The 17,688-nt window shown below is 58.0% G+C and carries 18 protein-coding genes; 11 read left to right on the top strand and 7 right to left on the bottom strand.

Annotated features, from left to right (window positions below; genetic code table 11):
- Window positions 1–70: 70 nt before the first annotated feature.
- The 5 genes from BDD14_RS24675 to hpnJ all read left to right on the top strand — a co-directional run bounded on the left by BDD14_RS24675 (window position 71) and on the right by hpnJ (window position 5,537).
- Entirely contained in the window at window positions 71–1,312 is a 1,242-nt protein-coding gene (locus BDD14_RS24675; protein ID WP_242618178.1) for an efflux RND transporter periplasmic adaptor subunit, read from the top strand.
- Between the two features lie 2 nt (window positions 1,313–1,314).
- The gene (locus BDD14_RS24670; RefSeq protein WP_130422131.1) at window positions 1,315–2,292 is read left to right on the top strand and encodes a tetratricopeptide repeat protein; all 978 of its coding nucleotides are present in this window, start codon (window positions 1,315–1,317) and stop codon (window positions 2,290–2,292) included.
- A 54-nt stretch (window positions 2,293–2,346) separates the two neighbouring features.
- On the top strand, window positions 2,347–3,678 hold the full coding sequence (locus tag BDD14_RS24665; protein ID WP_130422129.1) for a TolC family protein: 1,332 nt from the start codon (window positions 2,347–2,349) through the stop codon (window positions 3,676–3,678).
- Window positions 3,675–3,989 carry a hypothetical protein gene (locus tag BDD14_RS24660; protein WP_130422127.1) on the top strand — a complete coding sequence of 105 codons (315 nt, stop codon included), beginning with the start codon at window positions 3,675–3,677 and terminating at the stop codon, window positions 3,987–3,989. Before BDD14_RS24665 ends, BDD14_RS24660 begins: the two co-directional genes overlap by 4 nt.
- Before the next feature lie 69 nt (window positions 3,990–4,058).
- Entirely contained in the window at window positions 4,059–5,537 is a 1,479-nt protein-coding gene (gene hpnJ, locus BDD14_RS24655) for a hopanoid biosynthesis associated radical SAM protein HpnJ (RefSeq protein WP_130422125.1), read from the top strand.
- A 34-nt stretch (window positions 5,538–5,571) separates the two neighbouring features.
- Here hpnJ and BDD14_RS24650 read toward each other — a convergent pair whose 3' ends face one another.
- Window positions 5,572–6,351 carry a hypothetical protein gene (locus BDD14_RS24650; RefSeq protein WP_130422123.1) on the bottom strand — a complete coding sequence of 260 codons (780 nt, stop codon included), beginning with the start codon at window positions 6,349–6,351 and terminating at the stop codon, window positions 5,572–5,574.
- Window positions 6,352–6,514: 163 nt separating this feature from the next.
- On the opposite strand from BDD14_RS24650, the gene BDD14_RS24645 reads away from it, so the two are divergent.
- Window positions 6,515–7,222 (top strand): metallophosphoesterase family protein, encoded by a 708-nt coding sequence (locus tag BDD14_RS24645; RefSeq protein ID WP_207231819.1) that lies wholly within the window; start codon window positions 6,515–6,517, stop codon window positions 7,220–7,222.
- Between the two features lie 267 nt (window positions 7,223–7,489).
- Complete coding sequence (locus BDD14_RS24640) at window positions 7,490–9,742, top strand: PQQ-binding-like beta-propeller repeat protein (RefSeq protein WP_207231818.1); 2,253 nt, start codon at window positions 7,490–7,492, stop codon at window positions 9,740–9,742.
- A gap of 117 nt (window positions 9,743–9,859) precedes the next feature.
- Here the strand turns inward: BDD14_RS24640 and BDD14_RS24635 are convergent, their stop codons facing one another.
- Window positions 9,860–10,321: an ion channel gene (locus tag BDD14_RS24635; RefSeq protein ID WP_130422121.1), complete on the bottom strand. Its 462-nt coding sequence runs from the start codon at window positions 10,319–10,321 to the stop codon at window positions 9,860–9,862.
- Window positions 10,322–10,496: 175 nt separating this feature from the next.
- Entirely contained in the window at window positions 10,497–10,685 is a 189-nt protein-coding gene (locus BDD14_RS24630) for a hypothetical protein (protein WP_130422119.1), read from the bottom strand.
- A 93-nt stretch (window positions 10,686–10,778) separates the two neighbouring features.
- Between BDD14_RS24630 and BDD14_RS24625 the strand changes: the two genes are divergently transcribed.
- The 3 genes from BDD14_RS24625 (at window position 10,779) to BDD14_RS24615 (ending at window position 12,168) form a co-directional block, all read left to right on the top strand.
- Complete coding sequence (locus BDD14_RS24625) at window positions 10,779–11,219, top strand: DMT family transporter (RefSeq protein WP_130423585.1); 441 nt, start codon at window positions 10,779–10,781, stop codon at window positions 11,217–11,219.
- On the top strand, window positions 11,219–11,632 hold the full coding sequence (locus BDD14_RS24620; protein ID WP_130422117.1) for an EamA family transporter: 414 nt from the start codon (window positions 11,219–11,221) through the stop codon (window positions 11,630–11,632). Before BDD14_RS24625 ends, BDD14_RS24620 begins: the two co-directional genes overlap by 1 nt.
- Window positions 11,633–11,949: 317 nt before the next feature.
- Window positions 11,950–12,168, top strand: a complete 219-nt coding sequence (locus tag BDD14_RS24615) for a hypothetical protein (protein ID WP_130422115.1) — start codon at window positions 11,950–11,952, stop codon at window positions 12,166–12,168.
- Between the two features lie 313 nt (window positions 12,169–12,481).
- Here BDD14_RS24615 and hpnE read toward each other — a convergent pair whose 3' ends face one another.
- Genes hpnE through BDD14_RS24595 form a run of 4 tightly spaced genes read right to left on the bottom strand, consistent with a single transcriptional unit; the run spans window position 12,482 to window position 16,777 of the window.
- Complete coding sequence (gene hpnE, locus BDD14_RS24610; RefSeq protein ID WP_130422113.1) at window positions 12,482–13,864, bottom strand: hydroxysqualene dehydroxylase HpnE; 1,383 nt, start codon at window positions 13,862–13,864, stop codon at window positions 12,482–12,484.
- A gap of 5 nt (window positions 13,865–13,869) precedes the next feature.
- Window positions 13,870–14,775 carry a phytoene/squalene synthase family protein gene (locus tag BDD14_RS24605; RefSeq protein WP_130422111.1) on the bottom strand — a complete coding sequence of 302 codons (906 nt, stop codon included), beginning with the start codon at window positions 14,773–14,775 and terminating at the stop codon, window positions 13,870–13,872.
- Window positions 14,772–15,713, bottom strand: a complete 942-nt coding sequence (gene hpnC / locus BDD14_RS24600; RefSeq protein WP_130422109.1) for a squalene synthase HpnC — start codon at window positions 15,711–15,713, stop codon at window positions 14,772–14,774. The genes BDD14_RS24605 and hpnC overlap by 4 nt, the downstream gene beginning before the upstream one ends.
- A complete protein-coding gene (locus BDD14_RS24595; protein WP_130422107.1) occupies window positions 15,710–16,777 on the bottom strand; it encodes a zinc-dependent alcohol dehydrogenase in 1,068 nt (355 codons plus the stop codon). Before BDD14_RS24595 ends, hpnC begins: the two co-directional genes overlap by 4 nt.
- A gap of 121 nt (window positions 16,778–16,898) precedes the next feature.
- On the opposite strand from BDD14_RS24595, the gene BDD14_RS24590 reads away from it, so the two are divergent.
- Entirely contained in the window at window positions 16,899–17,678 is a 780-nt protein-coding gene (locus BDD14_RS24590) for an MlaE family ABC transporter permease (protein WP_130422105.1), read from the top strand.
- The last annotated feature ends 10 nt before the right edge of the window (window positions 17,679–17,688 follow it).

Here is a 17,688-nt window from a genome sequence, read left to right as displayed (position 1 = left end):
TCATCGCTTAGAAGTAATTCCTGCGCATCGTCTTAGTGGTGGAGAGCGTCTTATATACTGACCCTTTGTAATGCCGACAACCGAGACAAGACGGCTCAATCCTTATGCCATGGCGGGAATCATCCTCGCGGTGGTCGCATTGGCGATTCTGGCGATCCGTATGTTCACCCGTGATGTGGTGGAGATAAAGGCGACCCCAGTAACCCATCAAAATCTTCTGAGCAGCCTATCGACCAACGGGCGAGTTGAGCCAGTGGAGCCCTTCCAGGCTCATGCTCAAGCGCCTGGCGTGGTTGCGAAGATTGACGTCCAGGTAGGGCAGAAAGTAAAAAAAGGGGATCTCCTCCTCAAGATGGAAGATGCCGACGCTGTCTCCCGACTGGCAACAGCCAACGCAAGCCTGAGCAGCGCCCAGGCCACCCTCCATGACATACAGCAGGGAGGAACCCAGGAGGAACGGCTCTCCATGGCGGCCGACCTCAGCCGGGCGCAACAGCAAAAAGATCAGGCCGAAAAGAGCCTCGCTGCCCTTCGCCAGCTTCAGCAGAAAGGCGCTGCTTCCGCCAGTGAAGTTGCCGCTGCGGAGCAGCGTCTGCAGACTGCCAACGCGAGCCTTCAAAGCGTTCAGCAGCGGCAGACTCAACGTTACAGCGCGACCGACCGCAGCAAGGTAACTGCGCAACTCAACGATGCCCGCGCCTCCGTCGCAGCCGCACAGAACACTTACGGGAATGCGAACATTCGCTCTCCTCTTGCCGGGACGGTGTATTCCATTCCGGTCACTACGTATGACTTCGTCAACACAGGCGAAAGCCTGATGGATGTCGCCGACCTCAATCGCATCCAGGTGCGGGCCTACTTCGATGAGCCTGAGATCGGCAAGCTTGCAGTCGGACAGGCGGTAAAGATCACATGGGATGCGAAACCCGATGCGACATGGCATGGGCATATCAGCCGCGCCCCCTCTACGATCATCGTCTATGGGACGCGTAACGTGGGCGAGTGCATCATAACCGTCGATGATGCGCAAGGTGACCTGCTGCCCAACACCAACGTCGTCGTCACCGTAACTGTGTCCCAGCGCTTCAACGTCCAGAGTATTCCGCGGGAAGCCCTGCATACCGAGGGAACCAACGATTATGTCTATCGGGTCGTCCAAGGCAAACTGGTGCGTACGCCGGTGCAGGTGGGCGTACAGAACCTGAACCGCGTGGAGATCATCAGCGGCTTAACCGAAAAGGACACGGTAGCGCTGAATGCAACCAGCAATCGCGATCTGTCGAACGGTCTTGCCGTAAAGATCGTTGAATAGCCATGGCCTTTTTTCGCTCCCCATCCTGTGCACGACAGGCACTCCTGCTGATTGCGATCTTCGCTTGGGGAACTGCTCTGGTAGCCGAAGACACCCAGGCGGAATCCCTGCTGAAGCAGGGCCGGGTCGATGAAGCAGCTGCCATTCTGAATCAGGCGCTCGCAGCCAACGCTCACGATGGACGGGCGCACCAGCTCCTATGCCGCGTCTACTACTCTCAGGACATGGCCGATTCAGCCATACATGAATGCGAGCACGCCGTTGAGGACGACCCAGCGAGCAGCGACTCACAGGTGTGGCTTGGACGCGCCTACGGGATGAAAGCATCTCAGATCAATATGCTGAGCGCCTTTGGGTTTGCGAGGAAGCTTCACACCGCCTTTGAGCATGCGGTCCAACTGAATCCTGCTAACGTTCAGGCGATGAGTGACCTGGGCCAGTTCTACGTTGCAGCACCTGCCATAGTAGGCGGAGGCCTAGACAAAGCACAGGACTTGGTCCCGCAGTTGATGCCCCGTTCGGCTCAGAAGGCGCACCGCCTGCTGGCGATGATCGCGAAAAAGAAGAAGGATCTGGTTACTGCGGAGGCCGAGTATAAGAGTGCCGTCGCAGCCGGAAAAAGCCCGGATGCGCTGGTCGATCTCGGTCAGTTTTATCAAGAGCAGTCGCAGCCGGATAAGGCTGTTGCGGCGCTGGAAGCCAGCATCCAGACCAACCGTGCCAGGAGCTCCGCGCTGGTGGATGCAGCCAGCATCCTTACCGACCTTCAACGCCGGCCGGACCTGGCAGAGAAGGCGCTGCACGACTATCTCTCTTCACCCGCGAAAACGGACGAGGCTCCTGCCTTCAAGGTTCACTTGCAGCTCGCAGATATCCTGAAAAAGCGGGGCGACACCGCTGGCGCTCAGCGGGAGTATGCCGCAGCCCAAGCCCTGGCATCCAACTTTGTTCCTGCACGCAAGGCGGTACACGGTGGGTAAGCGCAAGCGCGATACCATGATCTACACCCGATATTGCAGGAGTCTTCCGGGCCTATGACCCTTTTCCGATATCTTCTGATGGCGATTGCCTGCATCTGCGCAGCGTCAATGCCTGCCGTCGCACAGATCTCATTCACCACCGCTATCGATCTCGCCCTGAAGAATAGTCCAAAGGTCCTGGCCGCGCAGGCTGATGTAGATAAGGCGCTTGCCGGACTTCAAGAGGCAAAAGACGTCTACATTCCAACTCTCTCCGGAGGTTCAGGGCTTGGCTACTCTTATGGCTTCCCTCTCGGCCAGCCGTCGATCTTCAATTTCACCTCGCAGTCACTGCTCATCAACTTCTCCCAGAAGAACTACATTCAAGCGGCGCGTGCTTCTCTTACGGCAGCGAACCTGACTCTCAGGGACATCCGTCAGGTGGTTGCCGAGGATGCTGCGATTACCTATCTGGCGTTAGATCGCGATCAGCAGAAGATCGCAGCCCTTAATGACGAGAGCAGTTATGCGGCCCGGCTCGTAACCATTGTGCAGGAACGCCTCGATGCTGGTCAGGACACTGCCATCGGCCTCACCAGTTCCCGCCTCACGGCTGCACAGATTCGTCTTGCGCGCCTTCGCGCTGAAGATGACGGCGATACGGATCGTCTCCACCTTGCTGCTATCACCGGTCTTCCGGCTGATGGCCTCACCGTCATCTCTTCGAGCATTCCACAGTTTGAGGCGCTCCACAGCGTAGATGCTGTCAATGCGGCGAAGACGTCACCTGCCGTTGAATCCGCATATGCGGTTGCACAGGCCAGGCAACAGACAGCTCGTGGCGATGCACGTTACTTGTGGAGGCCACAGATCAACTTCGTTGCTCAGTACAGCCTGTTTGCGAAGTTCAACAACTACGACCTGTACTACCAGCGATTTCAATACAACAACGCCGGCATTGGTATTGACATGAGGATTCCCATCTTCGACGCTGCCCGCAAAGCCAGGGCGCGAGGGTCCGCCGCCGACGCCGCACGCGCACAGCACGATGCCGACTCCGCCCGCATTCAATTTATCGAAGGCCGACAAAAGGTTCGCCGCACCCTGACCGAGCTGGCAGCCCGAGCTGAGATCGCCGATCTCGATCAGCAGCTTGCCAGGCAGCAGCTCGACGTTATGCTGGTCCAGTTGAGTTCAGGGAGTGGGAGTTCCTCTGGCCCCCAGATGACCCCCAAGGATGAGCAGACCGCCCGCATCGCCGAACGGGAAAAGTACGTGAGCTATCTTGATGCAGGCTTCCAAACCCGCCAGGCACAGATCAACCTGATGCGACAGACGGGTGATCTGGAAGATTGGATGAAGTCCGCAGCGCAATCGCAGGCTCTGGACGCATCTAAGCCACAATGAACTGGAAGGCGATCCTCGCCATCGTTGTCGTACTCGTTCTTGTGACAACGGCGGTGGGGTTTGTTCGCGACTCGCGCATCGAAGCAGATTTCCCTGCCCTTCGGGCCAAATCTTCAGAGGCAGATGTTCGCCGGATCATGGGTGATCCGAAGCAGATTCAGAAGCCGTGTGACGCCTATGGCACCTCCGTTACGCCGGAGTGCAACCACGTCTTTATCTACCGATCCACCTTCTACCCCGTCCGGGACAAGTACTGGCTTGTCTTTTTCAATGAAAACAATCAGGTTACGGCTACATCGAGCCAGCAGTAATCAACCAAGGGAACATCGCAAACAGGTTTCCCCAGGGTGGTTACCGAATGGTAAAATTTACTTAAGATCATGCCTCTCAAGACACTGTTTCTAAACCCGCCCTCCTTTGAGAACTTTGACGGCGGCGCCAGCTCCCGCTGGCCCGCGACCCGCGAGATCGAATCCTACTGGTATCCGGTCTGGCTGGCCTATCCGGCCGGAATGCTCGAAGGATCGCGCCTGCTCGATGCCCCCCCGCACCACGTCTCCGCCGAGGAGACGATCGAGATCGCCAAGGGGTTTGAGTTTCTGGTGCTGTTTACCTCGACAGTAGGTTGGAGCGGCGACCATGGGCTCGCCCAGGCCATCAAAAAGGCCAATCCGTCCATCAGGATCGCCTTCGTCGGGCCCCCGGTAACCACTGACCCCGACCGCGCTCTCAATGAATGTGAAGTCATCGACTTTGTCTGCCGCCGCGAGTTCGACTTCTCTGTCGTCGAGTATGCCAACGGCAAGCCTCTCAACGAGATCCTCGGCATCAGCTACAAGGACGCAAACGGCGTCATCCAGCACAATCCCGACCGTCCGCAGGTCGAGGACCTGGACGCAATGCCCTGGGCTACGAAGATCTACAAGCGCGACATGGACGTCACGCGCTACAACGTTCCCTTCCTTCTTCATCCATATATCTCGCTCTACTCCACGCGCGGCTGCCCGGCGCAGTGCACCTTCTGCCTCTGGCCGCAGACGCTCTCCGGCCATGCCTGGCGTAAGCGCTCTTCGGACGACGTTGCCGCCGAGATGAAGTGGGCCAAGGAGAACTTCCCCGACGTCAAGGAGTTCTTCTTCGACGACGACACCTTCAACATCCAGAAGGCCCGCACCATCGAGCTCTGCGCGAAACTGAAGCCGCTTGGCATCACCTGGTCCTGCACCTCGCGCGTCACCACGGATCGCGACACCCTCAAGGCCATGAAGGAGGCGGGTTGCCGTCTGCTGATCGTCGGCTTCGAATCGGGAGACCCGCAGATCCTGAAGAACATCAAGAAGGGCGCTACGGTCGAACGGGCGCGCGACTTCGTCAAGGACTGCCACGACCTCGGCCTGATCATCCACGCCGACTTCATCCTCGGCCTGCCCGGCGAGACGAAGGAGTCGATCTGGAACACGATCAACTTTGCCAAGCAGCTGGACTGCGAGACGATTCAGGTCTCCGTCGCGCACGCCTACCCCGGCACGGAGTTCTACGACTTCGCCAAGCGCAACGACTTCATCACGAACGAGAACATGGAAGACGGCGGCGGTCATCAGATGGCACACATCGAGTACCCCGGCCTGCCTACCGAGTACGTCATGGAGATGGTGCACAAGTTCTACGACGAGTACTACTTCCGTCCCAAGGCCGCGGCCCGAGTCGTCTGGAAGGCCATCGTCAACCGTGATGTGCCACGTCTCTACGTCGAAGCCAAGAGCTTCATGAAGCTCCGCTCGCAGCGCAACAAGGCTGCCCGCGCCAAGGCGGCTGAGAACGCACTCAAGCAGCAGGAATCCATCAGCATGAACGCGTAAATAGCGCTTACTAAGAAGGGCGACTGGACACCGTTCAGTCGCCCTTCGCTTTTAATAACGCTCTGTGTTCTTCCAATAACACTTGGCCTTCTGGCAAAATCTCTCGTTCGTTCTTGCACGGAATGAACCGAGTAATACAGTCAAGGCGAAAATCCATCAATTTAGCTCGCTCAGAGATATCTTCGTCTGGCGAATAGGTAACAACTAGGCCACGTTTATCTGCCGTGGCCGCGCTGTGCGGATGCATTCTCGATAGCTTATAGTCAAATCCGAGATAATATCTGGAAAAATCTGCCTCCTCGGCCGAATTAACGGATAGTTCCGACATATGGCCACTTCCTGGCAGAAACCAATCGCGAACCGGTAACCGGACCATTTCCCAAAAGCTTTTCGATGTCACGATACCCTTTTCTACTGTGAATACCGCCGAGATTACCGAAATCCGAAGTCCAACGTTGTCGGCAATTCGTGGCATCCAGTTCATAACTCCATAATCTGGATATCCCCAAAACCAACGTGGCAGAGTGTGCTCCATTCGAATCCCGTATTGGCATTTTTCAGGAGTGCACGAATCGCCTAAGTGGCGAAGACCCCGCTTCTTCATCAATGCCTCTGCATCGGTCCATGAGCTCTTCCCTACTTCGAGCGATTGAATATCGGCAAGCAATCTTTCGCCACGCCAACGCAACAACCATTGGTTAGCCTCACTCCAGAGCCAAGCAACGCCTAGAAGAACAAGCACTACGAATAAGACACGGCGACACCATTTAGAGACAGATTTCATTCGTAGAAGTAAAACACGATCTGCACTCAATCAGCTCCCGACTTTATCAAGCAGCACTTCCTCGCCCGGCAATGACGCCCCCTGACTTTTAATCACACAGCCACACGCATTCCCGGCCTCCGTTTTTACTCTCGTAAACCTATCCGCCGTATACTTACCCCCGGACATCACTCTGCCTTCAGGAGAACTCCCAATGCGTTCCATTCTTCCCTATGCCTTTGCCGCCTCCCTCGCCTGTACTCTTACCACCGGCGCTCTCTTCGCGCAGGAATCCCCCGACACCAACCGCAAGGTCGCCGGCGGAGGCATCACCGTAAAGGGCTGGGAGGGCAAGGTCGACGACGCCGCCGAGAAAGCTGGCCAGAGCGCAAACGACGCCAAGCTCTCGGAGCAAGGCAAAACCCTGCAAGTCACGACCGGCCCGGCGATCACCTACTGGAATCCCAAGAATGTTGCCAAGGGCGACTACACCGTCTCCGCCACCTTCAACGAGCCGAAGTTCCAGAATCTCAACAACCACCCGCATCCTTATGGAATTGTCATCGCGGGCAACGGCCTTGGCACCGCCGAGCAGAGCTACATCTACTGTGCCGCCTACGGCAACGGCAACTTCATCGTGCGCGGCTTCGGCCCCGAACCCTTCCAGTTGAACGGACGCCGCGAGGCAAATGATGCCGTCCACAAGGCCGCAGGCGTGGGTGAGCCCGTCACGCAGGAGATCGCCATGCAGGTAAAGGGCGACAAGGTCTCGTGCATCATCAACGGCACTGTCGTGAAGACGCTCGAAAAAGCGGACCTGGTCACGGCCGGCAAGCTCAAATCGACCGACGGCGTCTACGGCATACGCTTCGCTCATAACACCGATGCCACGGTGAGCAACCTGAAGATTACCAGGCCCTGATCTAATATCGCCTTTCCAAGGTCTTTGTTTGTGTGCACTCGTAGATCTTCCCCTCCAACATCCAAAAGAAAGGGCCGGCCCGATGCCGGCCCTTTCTCCCTTAATGGTTTTCAGGGAGCCGCTTGGAATTCCTTGCCTGCAAGGGATTTAGCCGCAGAAGACATCTCGGTGACAACTCAAGAAGGGCTCGGACTCTATCGTTGTCCTGCGGCAACGGCTGAACGAAAGCCTGATGTAAATCCGTGGCGGTAGTCCTGAGAGGTCTATATGACTTCCTTCTTGAAGATGCTAGTGGCCTGCTCCGGCTTGATTGCCTGTGCGCTGCTGGCGTCCTGCGGCGGTTCGTCGAAGCCTCCTGCTGATTTCTCGCTTTCTTCCGCACCAGGATCCATTACCCTTGCACCGGGTGGCCCCCCGCAACAGATCAGCGTCAATGCTGTTCCCGCCAATGGCTTTACTGACATGGTTTCAGTTGCGATCACCGGTCTACCCAGCGGAGTCACCGCCCAGCCCTCGTCGCTCATGCTTACTCCAGGCACCGCACAGAATATAGCTGTCTCTGCTGCTCCATCGGCCGCCGCTGGCAGCGCTACCCTGACTCTCACTGGCACTTCAGGAGCCATCTCTCACACGTCGGCGGTAACGGCGACCATTGCGCCTCCGCCTCCACCAGACTTCAGCCTGTCCGTGGCCCCAGCCTCGCTCACCATCACTGCCGGGGCCTCCGGCTCTCCGGTCAGCGTCACTGCGAATCCATTGAACTCGTTTGCGGGCAACGTCACGGTATCGATTGCAGGTCTGCCTGCCGGCGTTACCGCGAATCCCGCCACTGTCGGCCTCACACCCGGTACCTCCCAAAGCACAACCTTGAGTGCCACTCCAACTACACCGCCAGCCGTATCGACACTCACCTTCACCGGCACCTCCGGCGGTCTCACCCACAATGCGGTTCTCGCGCTGAATGTGCTCGGCGCCACAACCACCATCGCTCCCGACGTCACCACCTTCCATTACGATCTGTCCAGAAGCGGACTCAACGCCAAAGAGACGATTCTCACGCCTGCCAACGTCAATTCCACTCAGTTCGGCAAAGTCGGCTTCTACAGCATGGACGGCAAGGTAGACGCTCAGCCGCTCTATCTCGCCAACGTGGCGATGGGCGGCAAGTTTCACAACGTCATCTATGCTGCCAGCGAACATGGCAGTATGTATGCCTTTGACGCAGACGACGGCAGCCAGCTCTGGAAGGTCTCTCTTCTCGGAAGCGGCGAGACCCCAAGCGACGATCATCGCTGCTCGCAGATCAGCCCGGAGATCGGAATCAGCGCCACACCGGTCATCGATCGCAAGCAGGGAGCGAATGGAACGATCTTCGCCGTCGCAACCAGTAAAGACGCGAACGGCGGTTACCATCAGCGGTTACACGCGCTTGACCTCACCACCGGCTCCGAGATTGGAAGCCCCACTGAGGTCACCGCAACCTACCCCGGAACCGGTGACAACAGCCAGAACGGCAATGTCATCTTCGATCCGGCGCAATACGCCGAACGTGCCGCGCTGCTCCTGCTCAATGGAAACATCTATACCGCCTGGACGTCGCACTGCGACCAGGGACTCTACACCGGCTGGATCATCGCCTACAGCGAGTCCACCTTGCAGCAGACCCAGTTGCTCAACGTCACGCCAAATGGAAGCCGGGGGTCCATCTGGATGAGCGGCGCAGGCATGGCGGCCGATAGCAACGGATTTATCTACCTGCTCGATGCAGACGGAACCTTCGATACAACACTCGACATGAATGGATTTCCCTCGAAGGGAGACTACGGCAACGCAATCCTGAAGCTCTCCACTGCCAACGGGAAACTGACCGTCGCCGACTACTTCACCATGTACAACACCCAATCGCTCTCGGTTCAGGACGTCGACCTGGGCTCAGGCGGGCCGCTGTTGTTGCCGGACCAGATCGATTCGCAAGGAACAGTCCATCGCTTGATCGTCGGTGCAGGCAAGGACAGGAACATCTATCTCGCCGACCGCGACAACCTCGGCAAGTTCAATCCCGCTACGAACCCGATGGATAACAACATCTACCAGGAGCTGCCTGGAGCCAACTTAGGCCCTGCCTACTCCTCGGCAGCTTATTTCAACGGGGTTCTCTACTACGCCGCTGACGGCGATGCACTCAAGGCATATCCGATGACGAACGCAAAGATGGCGACAACACCCTCCAGCGTGTCGCCGACAAAGTTCTCGCATCCAGGCCCAACACCAACGATCTCGGCCAACGGTGTGCAGAATGGAATCGTCTGGGCGCTGGATTCGTCAGTCGGTCGGCTGGCAATCCTGCATGCGTATGACCCGGCAAATCTCGCCCACGAACTCTACAACAGCAGCCAGGCACCAAACGGCCGGGACAGCTTCGGCAACGGAAACAAGTTCATCACTCCCATGGTCGTCAACGGTAAGGTCTACGTCGGAACACCGACAGGCGTAGCGGTCTTCGGCCTGCTCTCTCCTTGAGTCGAACGTATCAGAAGGGCTAGCCGACGCGCGTCGGCTCTCGAACGAACGACCTTCCTGTATTTTCAAATAGGTGGGCAATGAGATGTTTGGACTTCTACCTACGCCAACGATTACTTAGTCTCTGAGATCCGCAAATCGAGTCTGAATCAAACGCAGAATGACGGCAAAAATCATCGCGGTCGATACCCCGAACATCAGCGATCCATCTGCTGCCTCGAGTGGTCCCAGCAATTTCCATGAAGGCGCCATGATCACATCACCATAGCCGAGCGTGGAATAGTTCACCGCCGAGTGATAATAGGCGGCTCCAAACTCCTGAAATTGCCCGCAAATCATGAATAACAACGCCCACACGGCGACTTCAATCATGTGTGCCACGAATGCGAATGACATTACCAGAACCACGATCGTGAGATCGATTAAGTACCTCATGCCAGCACGGCCGAGTCTTGTCTCACGACGAAAGAAGTTCACTGTCGCGCCCAAAGCCAGAGCGTGGATGAAGATTGTACAAAGAACCGCGACTGCACCCACGGTCAAAGGAGTGACGATCGCAACTTGATGAACCTGGGTCATCGGTCTCTGGCTTGTCTTGACAATAGGCACGAAGCGCGACTGCGCCAATTACATAAAGCTGGTATCGCAGTCGCCGTATGTGCTTGGCGGACGCTTACCTTCCTGCCGCGGACACGAGAAGAGGTCTTTGCCGATGTCGCATTTCGTGGACATCCAGCTGAGCGGCCCCTACCGCCTATGGCGTCATCGGCACGACTTCGAGGCCGCGCCGGGAGGAACGAAGATGCGCGACCAGGTCGACTACGATCTCCCGCTCCGTATCCTCGGTTCCGTAGCGCACAGGTTCTTCATCCGGCGAACACTCGACCAAATCTTTGATTTCCCTACCTTCGCGATCGAACGAATCTTCAGCAAAGCGGATCATGGCTCTTCCTTAGGCACGGATGACCCTTGTTTTGGTACCCTTTAATACAGGCTGCATGTCGTCTCGCCGGAGATGCCTGCACCGATCTCACGCATGAAGCACGCCCTCAGACCCTCGCAGTACGCCGTCCTCGTTACCATCATGCTCACCGCATCCGTTGGGGACACCCTTCTCTCCCGCGGCATGGCGCAGGTCGGCCAGGTCGATCTACACCACCTCGGCCTGCTCTGGCACGCTCTCTTCAATCCCTTCGTCATCTCAGGAATCGTTCTGCTCATCGGCTTCTTCGCCAGCTACATGACTGCGCTCAGCTGGGCTGACCTCACCTTCGTCATGCCCGCCACCGCCTTCGGCTACGTGGTGCTCGCACTCCTCAGCCGTTTCTGGCTGCACGAGCACCTGTCCGTCTATCGCTGGGCCGGAATCTTCCTCATCGTCTGCGCCGTCGGCTTTGTCGCCGGCGGTCCATCGCGCACCGAAGAGCCCGCCTCGCATCACGAGTTAGACGTGATGGACTCCGGAGCCGGACGCTGATGACGATGGCGACATCCTCCGTCCTCCATACCTGGTCCGCCATCGGTGGGGTTGCCGCACTCGCCATCGCCGGTGAGGTCCTCATCGCCTCTGCCATGCGCAATCTCGGCGACCTGGACCATATTCGCGAGCGTAGCGGCCAGACCGGCCTCAGCAGCTACCTCGCCCCCATCCGCGCCGTCCTCTCCAGCCCCACCTTCGTCATCGGTGCGCTCTGCATGGCACTCAACTTCTTCGCCATGCTCTACGTGCTCTCCATCGTGGACCTGTCGCTGGCTGCGCCTGCCATCGCCGCGCTCACGTACATCGGCAACGCCATCGCCGCAAAACTCTTTCTCGGCGAAAATGTAGACCGCCGCCGCTGGCTCGCCGTCCTCTTCGTCTGCGTTGGCGTTGTGCTCATCTCCCGCTAACTCATACATCTCGCGGTGCTAAACTCTCGTGCATGCGATTCCTGCTGAGAGCCTTCAAACCGTCGCAGTGGCTCTGGGCCACCGGCCTCTCCAATACAGCCGTCACCTTGACGGCTGTCCTGCTGGCCGTCAGATCATGGCATCTTCCACAAGGTCAGCACCTGCCTGCCAACATAAGGACTTTGGGTTTCTCTGCGATCTTCTTCTTTTTGGCCGTTGCGTTCGCAACAGAGTCGGCTTTGCAGCGAGGTGTGCGTTCCGGTCTATGGACAGAGGCAATGCTATCGTCTCCATGCAGATTGCTATAGAGTCCTGCGGTGCCGATCTTCGCGGCGGTAATGTTCGTCGCCTCCATCATCTACTTCATCGTTTCACCCCTGAACCATGCCCCTCTTGGCACTCTTTTCTTCACCTTCCCGCTTAGCCTGGCTCGTATGAGCCACCTCCTCAAATCGCCCGATCCGATCAGAGATTCTTCACTCCAGTCGGCCCTCTATACCGCTAAGCCGCTTCAGTCGGAGCAATGGGGGAGATGATCTGGCATCGCGACAGTCTGTCAAGCCCTCTCGCGTAACGAAAACCCCATAAACCATTGAAAAGTAGACACTAAACGTCACACATCAAAGTGCCGATTAGTTACATCTCCATCGATAGAATGGAACCAGAGGATAAGAGGAAGAAGGAACTAGAGGTAGAGGACAGGGGATAAGTCTCCAAAGGTTAATCTAACTCCCCTGTTTTGAATATTTTTACCCCTAAACCCTTATTTTAGAATATTTTACGTGGTGCAAATCGCGTATCGATAACATTCCAAAACACTTACATCGTCCCGTAGGGGAGGGTAGGTGGCTAGAGAAATTTCATTAATCCGGTAGCAGGCAGCTCAGGAGCCATGAACCTTCCACGGTCTCCCATCACAGCCCCGGCTGCCAGTCTTCCGCTCCGTACTGCTCCCTCCATCGTCGAAGGCCACTCCGTAGCGGTCCAGTCTCCCGCAAGAAAGAGACCTGGCCATTGGGTCGCCTGCGCAGGCCGATAGCGATCGAGTCCCGGCGTGACGGAGAAGGTCGCGCGAGCCTCCTTGAGCACACCGGTCTTCACCAGCTTCGCCTGGCGCGCAGCAGGAAAGAACGTCTCGAACTCGGCTATGGCTGAGGAGAGGATCTCCTCCCTCCCCATCTCAAGCTCAGGCCACGACGCGCTGATTACAAGCTCCAGATAGCAGCCGCGCTCCACCGGCCAGCGGCGGATCCGCGATTTGACGAAGACCCACTGGATGCGGGTATCCAGCAGCACCGCATGATCCAGCCCCGTAACATCGCGGTCGTACCAGAGATGAATCGTCGTAATCGGAGCGGGAACAAACGCCTCGAATCCGGCCTCCATGCGCGCCTTGTCTTCAACCGTAGCGGGAAGTGAGTTCAACAGGACGCGCGTCTGCTTGAAGTCACTCGCGAGAACGACAGCGTCAGCGCAGTGAGTCTCTCCCGCTGCGCGAACAGTCCATCTTCCATCGGATGTCTGCTCCAGAGACTCCAGCCCGGCCTTCAATCGAACATCGACACCGGCGCGCGAGGCGAGCGCGGCGATAGGAGCGAAGAACTCGCTCAAAGGAGCCGCAGGAACGCCAAGACGTCCGGCCTCCGGCGAACGCAGGAACGACTCATGAAACACCTTGCCCGCATACTTCACGGAGCAGCGTTCGAAGGTGTCGTTCAGAGCGCCAACAACGACCGGCTCCCAGAAGTGGCGGATAGCACGTTCGGTCTGACCGGTGCGCTTCAGCCACGAGGCGAAGCTCTCCGAATCATCCCGTGGGTAGTTGCGAAGAAATCGCAGCAATCCCGATGCGATGCAGGCCTTGTCGGCGAGTCCCAGCATAGGCGCCCGCAGGAAGCTCATCGTCTGGTGCATAGGAGCCGGGAGCCGCCCTGGCCGCAATGGTGTACGCTGCCCGTTGGGCTCCAGAAAGATGAGCTCGTCATACCACCGGATGGTCTCTGCCATCCCGGCCTGCTGCGCCAGATCGAGCAGATTGGTGCAGCAGCCCAGCACAACGTGCTGCGAGTCGATCGTCTCTTCAAGCGCGGGATGCTCATACGAATAAGCGCGCCCCCCGATGTAGGGGCGACGTTCCAGCAGCTTTACCCGGGCGCCGGCCTGTGACAGTGCCGTGGCGGCAGCAAGACCGGCGACGCCGGCACCGACCACAATCACATCGCTCTTAGCCATTCGACTCATCCGAATACTCGGCTGCCCAATGACATTGTCGTCCCACGTGCGAGAACCCAGAGCTTCTCTGCCGTAGGCACGCTGACTCGGCTGGAAAATACGTCGCCGTCCGCCTCACGGATCTTCAGTAACAAGCGGTGATAGATCTCAACCAGCACCCATAATGCGGCTCTGCTGTCGCTATCGATCATCGGCAGCAGCTTCTGAGCGGAGCGATAGTACTCTTCCGCACGCATCCCCAGCGCAGAAAACACCGCTCGATCCGCAGGCAGCAACGGTGCCCCGCTCGACAGAGCTTTCACTCGCTCGAGGGTTATCCCGCATTCGCTCAGCATGTCTATCGGGAGATAGACACGGCCTCGCTCGGCATCTTCCTTCACATCGCGAAGGATATTCGTGAGCTGAAAAGCGACGCCAGTCTCCTCGGCAAACGCTTCGGCACTGGAATCCGTATATCCGAAGATACGGATGCAAACCAATCCCACCACCGATGCAACCAAATAACAATAGCGGTAGAGCTCGTCGAACGTAGCATATGTCTGAATCTCGCCTGCATCGAGCGGACGAGGCTCAAGGTCCATCGTAGTTCCCTGCACCAGCTCTTCCAACAGATGGTCAGGGATCTTGAACCGCTGCTGCGAGTCATTGACAGCCAGAAAGACCGGATCGTCCGTAGGAGCACCGCAACGAGCTGCCCGCCAGGCTGCAACCCACTGCGCCATCACGACACGACGCTGCTCGATGGGCATCGACTCGTCGTCGGCGATATCGTCCGCGCGGCGCATAAACGCATAGATCGCGCACATGGCATCGCTCTTGTGCTGAGGAAGCACCCGAAAAGAGTAGTAGAAGTTTTTTGCTTCACGTTTCGCAATTTCGCGACAGGCCGCATAGGCCTCGGAGATCGTCACCGCGAGATCCCCGAACGAAGTTTTTCGAACAACGCACCGGCCAGCAGGCTCAACTTTTTTACCCTGGTTACGACAGGTCTGCCCCGCAGCACGTCATAGTCCTGGGCCACGATGCCGTCCAGAATGGCGTCGCCACCTTTGCGAAAGAGATTCAGCGTCACCGCAAGCTCGCGATCCACGTGACGGCTAATCTCGCCTCCCTCCGACAGCATCGCGCGCGTTCTGATTACGAGATCCCGTATCATCGCGCCGAACTCGGGCGTAAAGACACGTCCCTCAATCTGCCCCTCATCCACCTGGAAACGTACCATCGATTCCTCGGGAAGGTAGCGGCGGCCGCGCTCCTTGTCCTCGACGACGTCCTGCCAGAAGTTCGCCAGCTGCAGCGCCGTGCAGACCTTATCGGAGAGCTGCGCGATCGACTCCTCGCGATAGCCGCAGACCAGAAGCACCAGTCTCCCTACAGGATTGGCGGAGTAATGCGAGTACTCCAGCAGCTCGGACCACGTGGCATACTCTGTCTTTACCTGATCCATACGGAAGGCAACGAGAAGATCTGAGAAGAGCTGGCGAGGGAGATCGCAAGCCTGAATGGTCTCACGCAGCGCCACGAAGACCGGGTGCATGGAACGATCCGGGGTGTCGTAGCACTCATCCAGCATCGAACCCCATGCATCCAACAGACGCGTAGCTACCACCGGATCGGCAACCTCGTCTCCCAGATCGTCGGCGACTCGGCAGTAGGCATAGATACTTTCGAAGTGCGGCTTCACCCGTCGTGGAAGAAAGATCGTCGCGACGTGGAAGTTCTCATAATGGCTTCGGGTCAGTTCGCCGCACCAGGCCCGAGCCTCTGCGAGAGTTGGCCGTTCCAGGGGGGTAAGGTATTGGTGCGGCGCTCCTAAGAGCGCGTGCTCCGCCGTACTCAGCTCACTCACCGAGAAACTCCTTCGGGGAAGACAGCGGTCTTGATCTCGCGTGAGCCGCCAGTGCGCGTGAGCATACGCGCAAAGAGTTCCGGAACCTGATCGAGACCGACCCGGTCGGTAATGGCCTCCTTGCAATGAAACCGGCCGGAGGTAATCAGTTCAAAGGCGGTACGACAGGTGGAGGGCGTGTGATGAAAGCTGGCCTTCAGGGTGATATCGCCGTAGTGCAACCGGTTGGTATCCAACTGTACCCTGGTGCCTCTCGGCGGGCCTCCAAAGAAGTTGACCACGCCGCCTTTGCGCACCATGTCGACAGCCCACTCCCAGGTGGTCGGAGTCGCAACCGCCTCGATGACCGCGTCGGCGCCGCGGCCTTTCGCGGTAAGCGCTCTTGTCGCCGCAACCGTATCTTCCACCGCGGTCGTCTGCACGACATGCGCAGCGCCAAACAACTTTGCCGTGGCCACCTGATCGTCGCGCTTGACCACTGCAATCACTTCCATCCCGGCAAGCTCGGCGACATGCATGAACATCAGACCAATGGGACCCGCGCCAATCACCACCATGGTGTCTCCGGGCGAGGCTCCTGTCTCCTCCAGCCCACGTACGACGCAGGCGAGAGGCTCCGTCAGAGCGGCGTGTTCGAAGGGGACGCCTGCTGGAATCAGCAGCGTATTCTTCTCGACAATACGGCCAGGAATGCGGATGTACTCCGCATAGGCTCCGTTGTTGAACAACAGATCCTCGCACAGGTTCTGCTGGCCCCGGCAGCAAAAAAAGCAGTGATCGCAGGGAGCAGAGTTCAACGCCACCACGCGATCACCTTCCCGAAAGCCGGGAACGCCTTCGCCCGCCTCCGCCACGACGCCAGCCACCTCATGTCCGAACAAGATCGGGGGTTTCAGCATCATGGCGTGATAGCCGCGGCGATAGACCTTCAGATCGGTTCCGCAGGTCAGCGCGGCTCCCACCCGCACCACCAATTCCCCTCTTCGGGCACGGGGAGTGGCGATCCGCTCAAGGCGCAGGTCTTCTTTTCCGTACAAAACCGCCGCGATCATGTCACCAACCATCTTTATTATCTTCTCATCTCGCGGGGTAACATTCCTATCTCCTATCAACCTTCTCCCTCAACAAGATGCAATCGCTTCAATTCTCCCTGCATCTGATACTCTGAGCCACAGATACCGACACATGCCCTTTGTCTCTCCAGAAGAATTCGCAAAGCAGAAGATCGCAGCCATCCAGGACTATTCCATGCTCTCCTGGCAGGCGGTCGCAGCTCTCTTCTCTCGACCACGCTACTGGTCCGACATCTACACCCAAATGGACTCCATCGGGGTCGGCTCCATGCCGATCATCGTCCTGACGGGTTTTTTCACCGGCTGCGTCCTGGCCCTTCAATCGGCAACCTCACTCAAAGCCTTCGGTGCCATCAGCATGACCGGAAACCTGGTTGCGCTTTCCATGGTTAAGGAGCTGGGGCCGGTCCTGACGGGCCTCATGGTCTCCGGCCGCAACGCCGCCGGCATGGCCTCCGAGATCGGGTCCATGAAAGTAACCGAGCAAATTGACGCCATGCGGGCTCTCGGGACGGATCCGGTACGGAAGCTGGTCACACCAAGGTTGTATGCCACCATCTTCATGCTCTTCTTCCTCACCATCGTCGCAGACGCCGTTGGTATCGCGGGAGGTGCTCTGGTCAGCGTGACGCTCCTCGGCCTGAACGCTTCATCCTACTTCCATGCCTCCTATCGCGCCCTGGAATACGCCGATGTCGTGCAGGGCCTCACGAAACCCCTGTTTTCAGCATTCATCATCGCAACCGTTGGCTGCTATTTCGGAATGAGCACAAAGGGAGGAACGCAGGGTGTCGGCAGGTCAACCACGCAGGCTGTTGTCATCTCCTCCGTCTTCATCATCATCGTTGACTTCATCGTCAGCCGCGCCATGATCGGCATCTTCGGCAGGTGAGGACTTAACC

The organism is Edaphobacter modestus, from assembly GCF_004217555.1.
In the GTDB taxonomy this organism is placed as follows: Bacteria; Acidobacteriota; Terriglobia; order Terriglobales; family Acidobacteriaceae; genus Edaphobacter; species Edaphobacter modestus.
This window is presented reverse-complemented; position numbering and strand designations above follow the sequence as displayed.

Coding starts and splice junctions, on each gene's coding strand:
- BDD14_RS24675 (WP_242618178.1), top strand. CDS start 71: ATGCCGACAACCGAGACAAGACGGCTCAATCCTTATGCCATGGCGGGA.
- BDD14_RS24670 (WP_130422131.1), top strand. CDS start 1,315: ATGGCCTTTTTTCGCTCCCCATCCTGTGCACGACAGGCACTCCTGCTG.
- BDD14_RS24665 (WP_130422129.1), top strand. CDS start 2,347: ATGACCCTTTTCCGATATCTTCTGATGGCGATTGCCTGCATCTGCGCA.
- BDD14_RS24660 (WP_130422127.1), top strand. CDS start 3,675: ATGAACTGGAAGGCGATCCTCGCCATCGTTGTCGTACTCGTTCTTGTG.
- hpnJ (WP_130422125.1), top strand. CDS start 4,059: ATGCCTCTCAAGACACTGTTTCTAAACCCGCCCTCCTTTGAGAACTTT.
- BDD14_RS24645 (WP_207231819.1), top strand. CDS start 6,515: ATGCGTTCCATTCTTCCCTATGCCTTTGCCGCCTCCCTCGCCTGTACT.
- BDD14_RS24640 (WP_207231818.1), top strand. CDS start 7,490: ATGACTTCCTTCTTGAAGATGCTAGTGGCCTGCTCCGGCTTGATTGCC.
- BDD14_RS24635 (WP_130422121.1), bottom strand. CDS start 10,321: ATGACCCAGGTTCATCAAGTTGCGATCGTCACTCCTTTGACCGTGGGT.
- BDD14_RS24630 (WP_130422119.1), bottom strand. CDS start 10,685: ATGATCCGCTTTGCTGAAGATTCGTTCGATCGCGAAGGTAGGGAAATC.
- BDD14_RS24625 (WP_130423585.1), top strand. CDS start 10,779: ATGAAGCACGCCCTCAGACCCTCGCAGTACGCCGTCCTCGTTACCATC.
- BDD14_RS24620 (WP_130422117.1), top strand. CDS start 11,219: ATGACGATGGCGACATCCTCCGTCCTCCATACCTGGTCCGCCATCGGT.
- hpnE (WP_130422113.1), bottom strand. CDS start 13,864: ATGGCTAAGAGCGATGTGATTGTGGTCGGTGCCGGCGTCGCCGGTCTT.
- BDD14_RS24595 (WP_130422107.1), bottom strand. CDS start 16,777: ATGGTTGGTGACATGATCGCGGCGGTTTTGTACGGAAAAGAAGACCTG.
- BDD14_RS24590 (WP_130422105.1), top strand. CDS start 16,899: ATGCCCTTTGTCTCTCCAGAAGAATTCGCAAAGCAGAAGATCGCAGCC.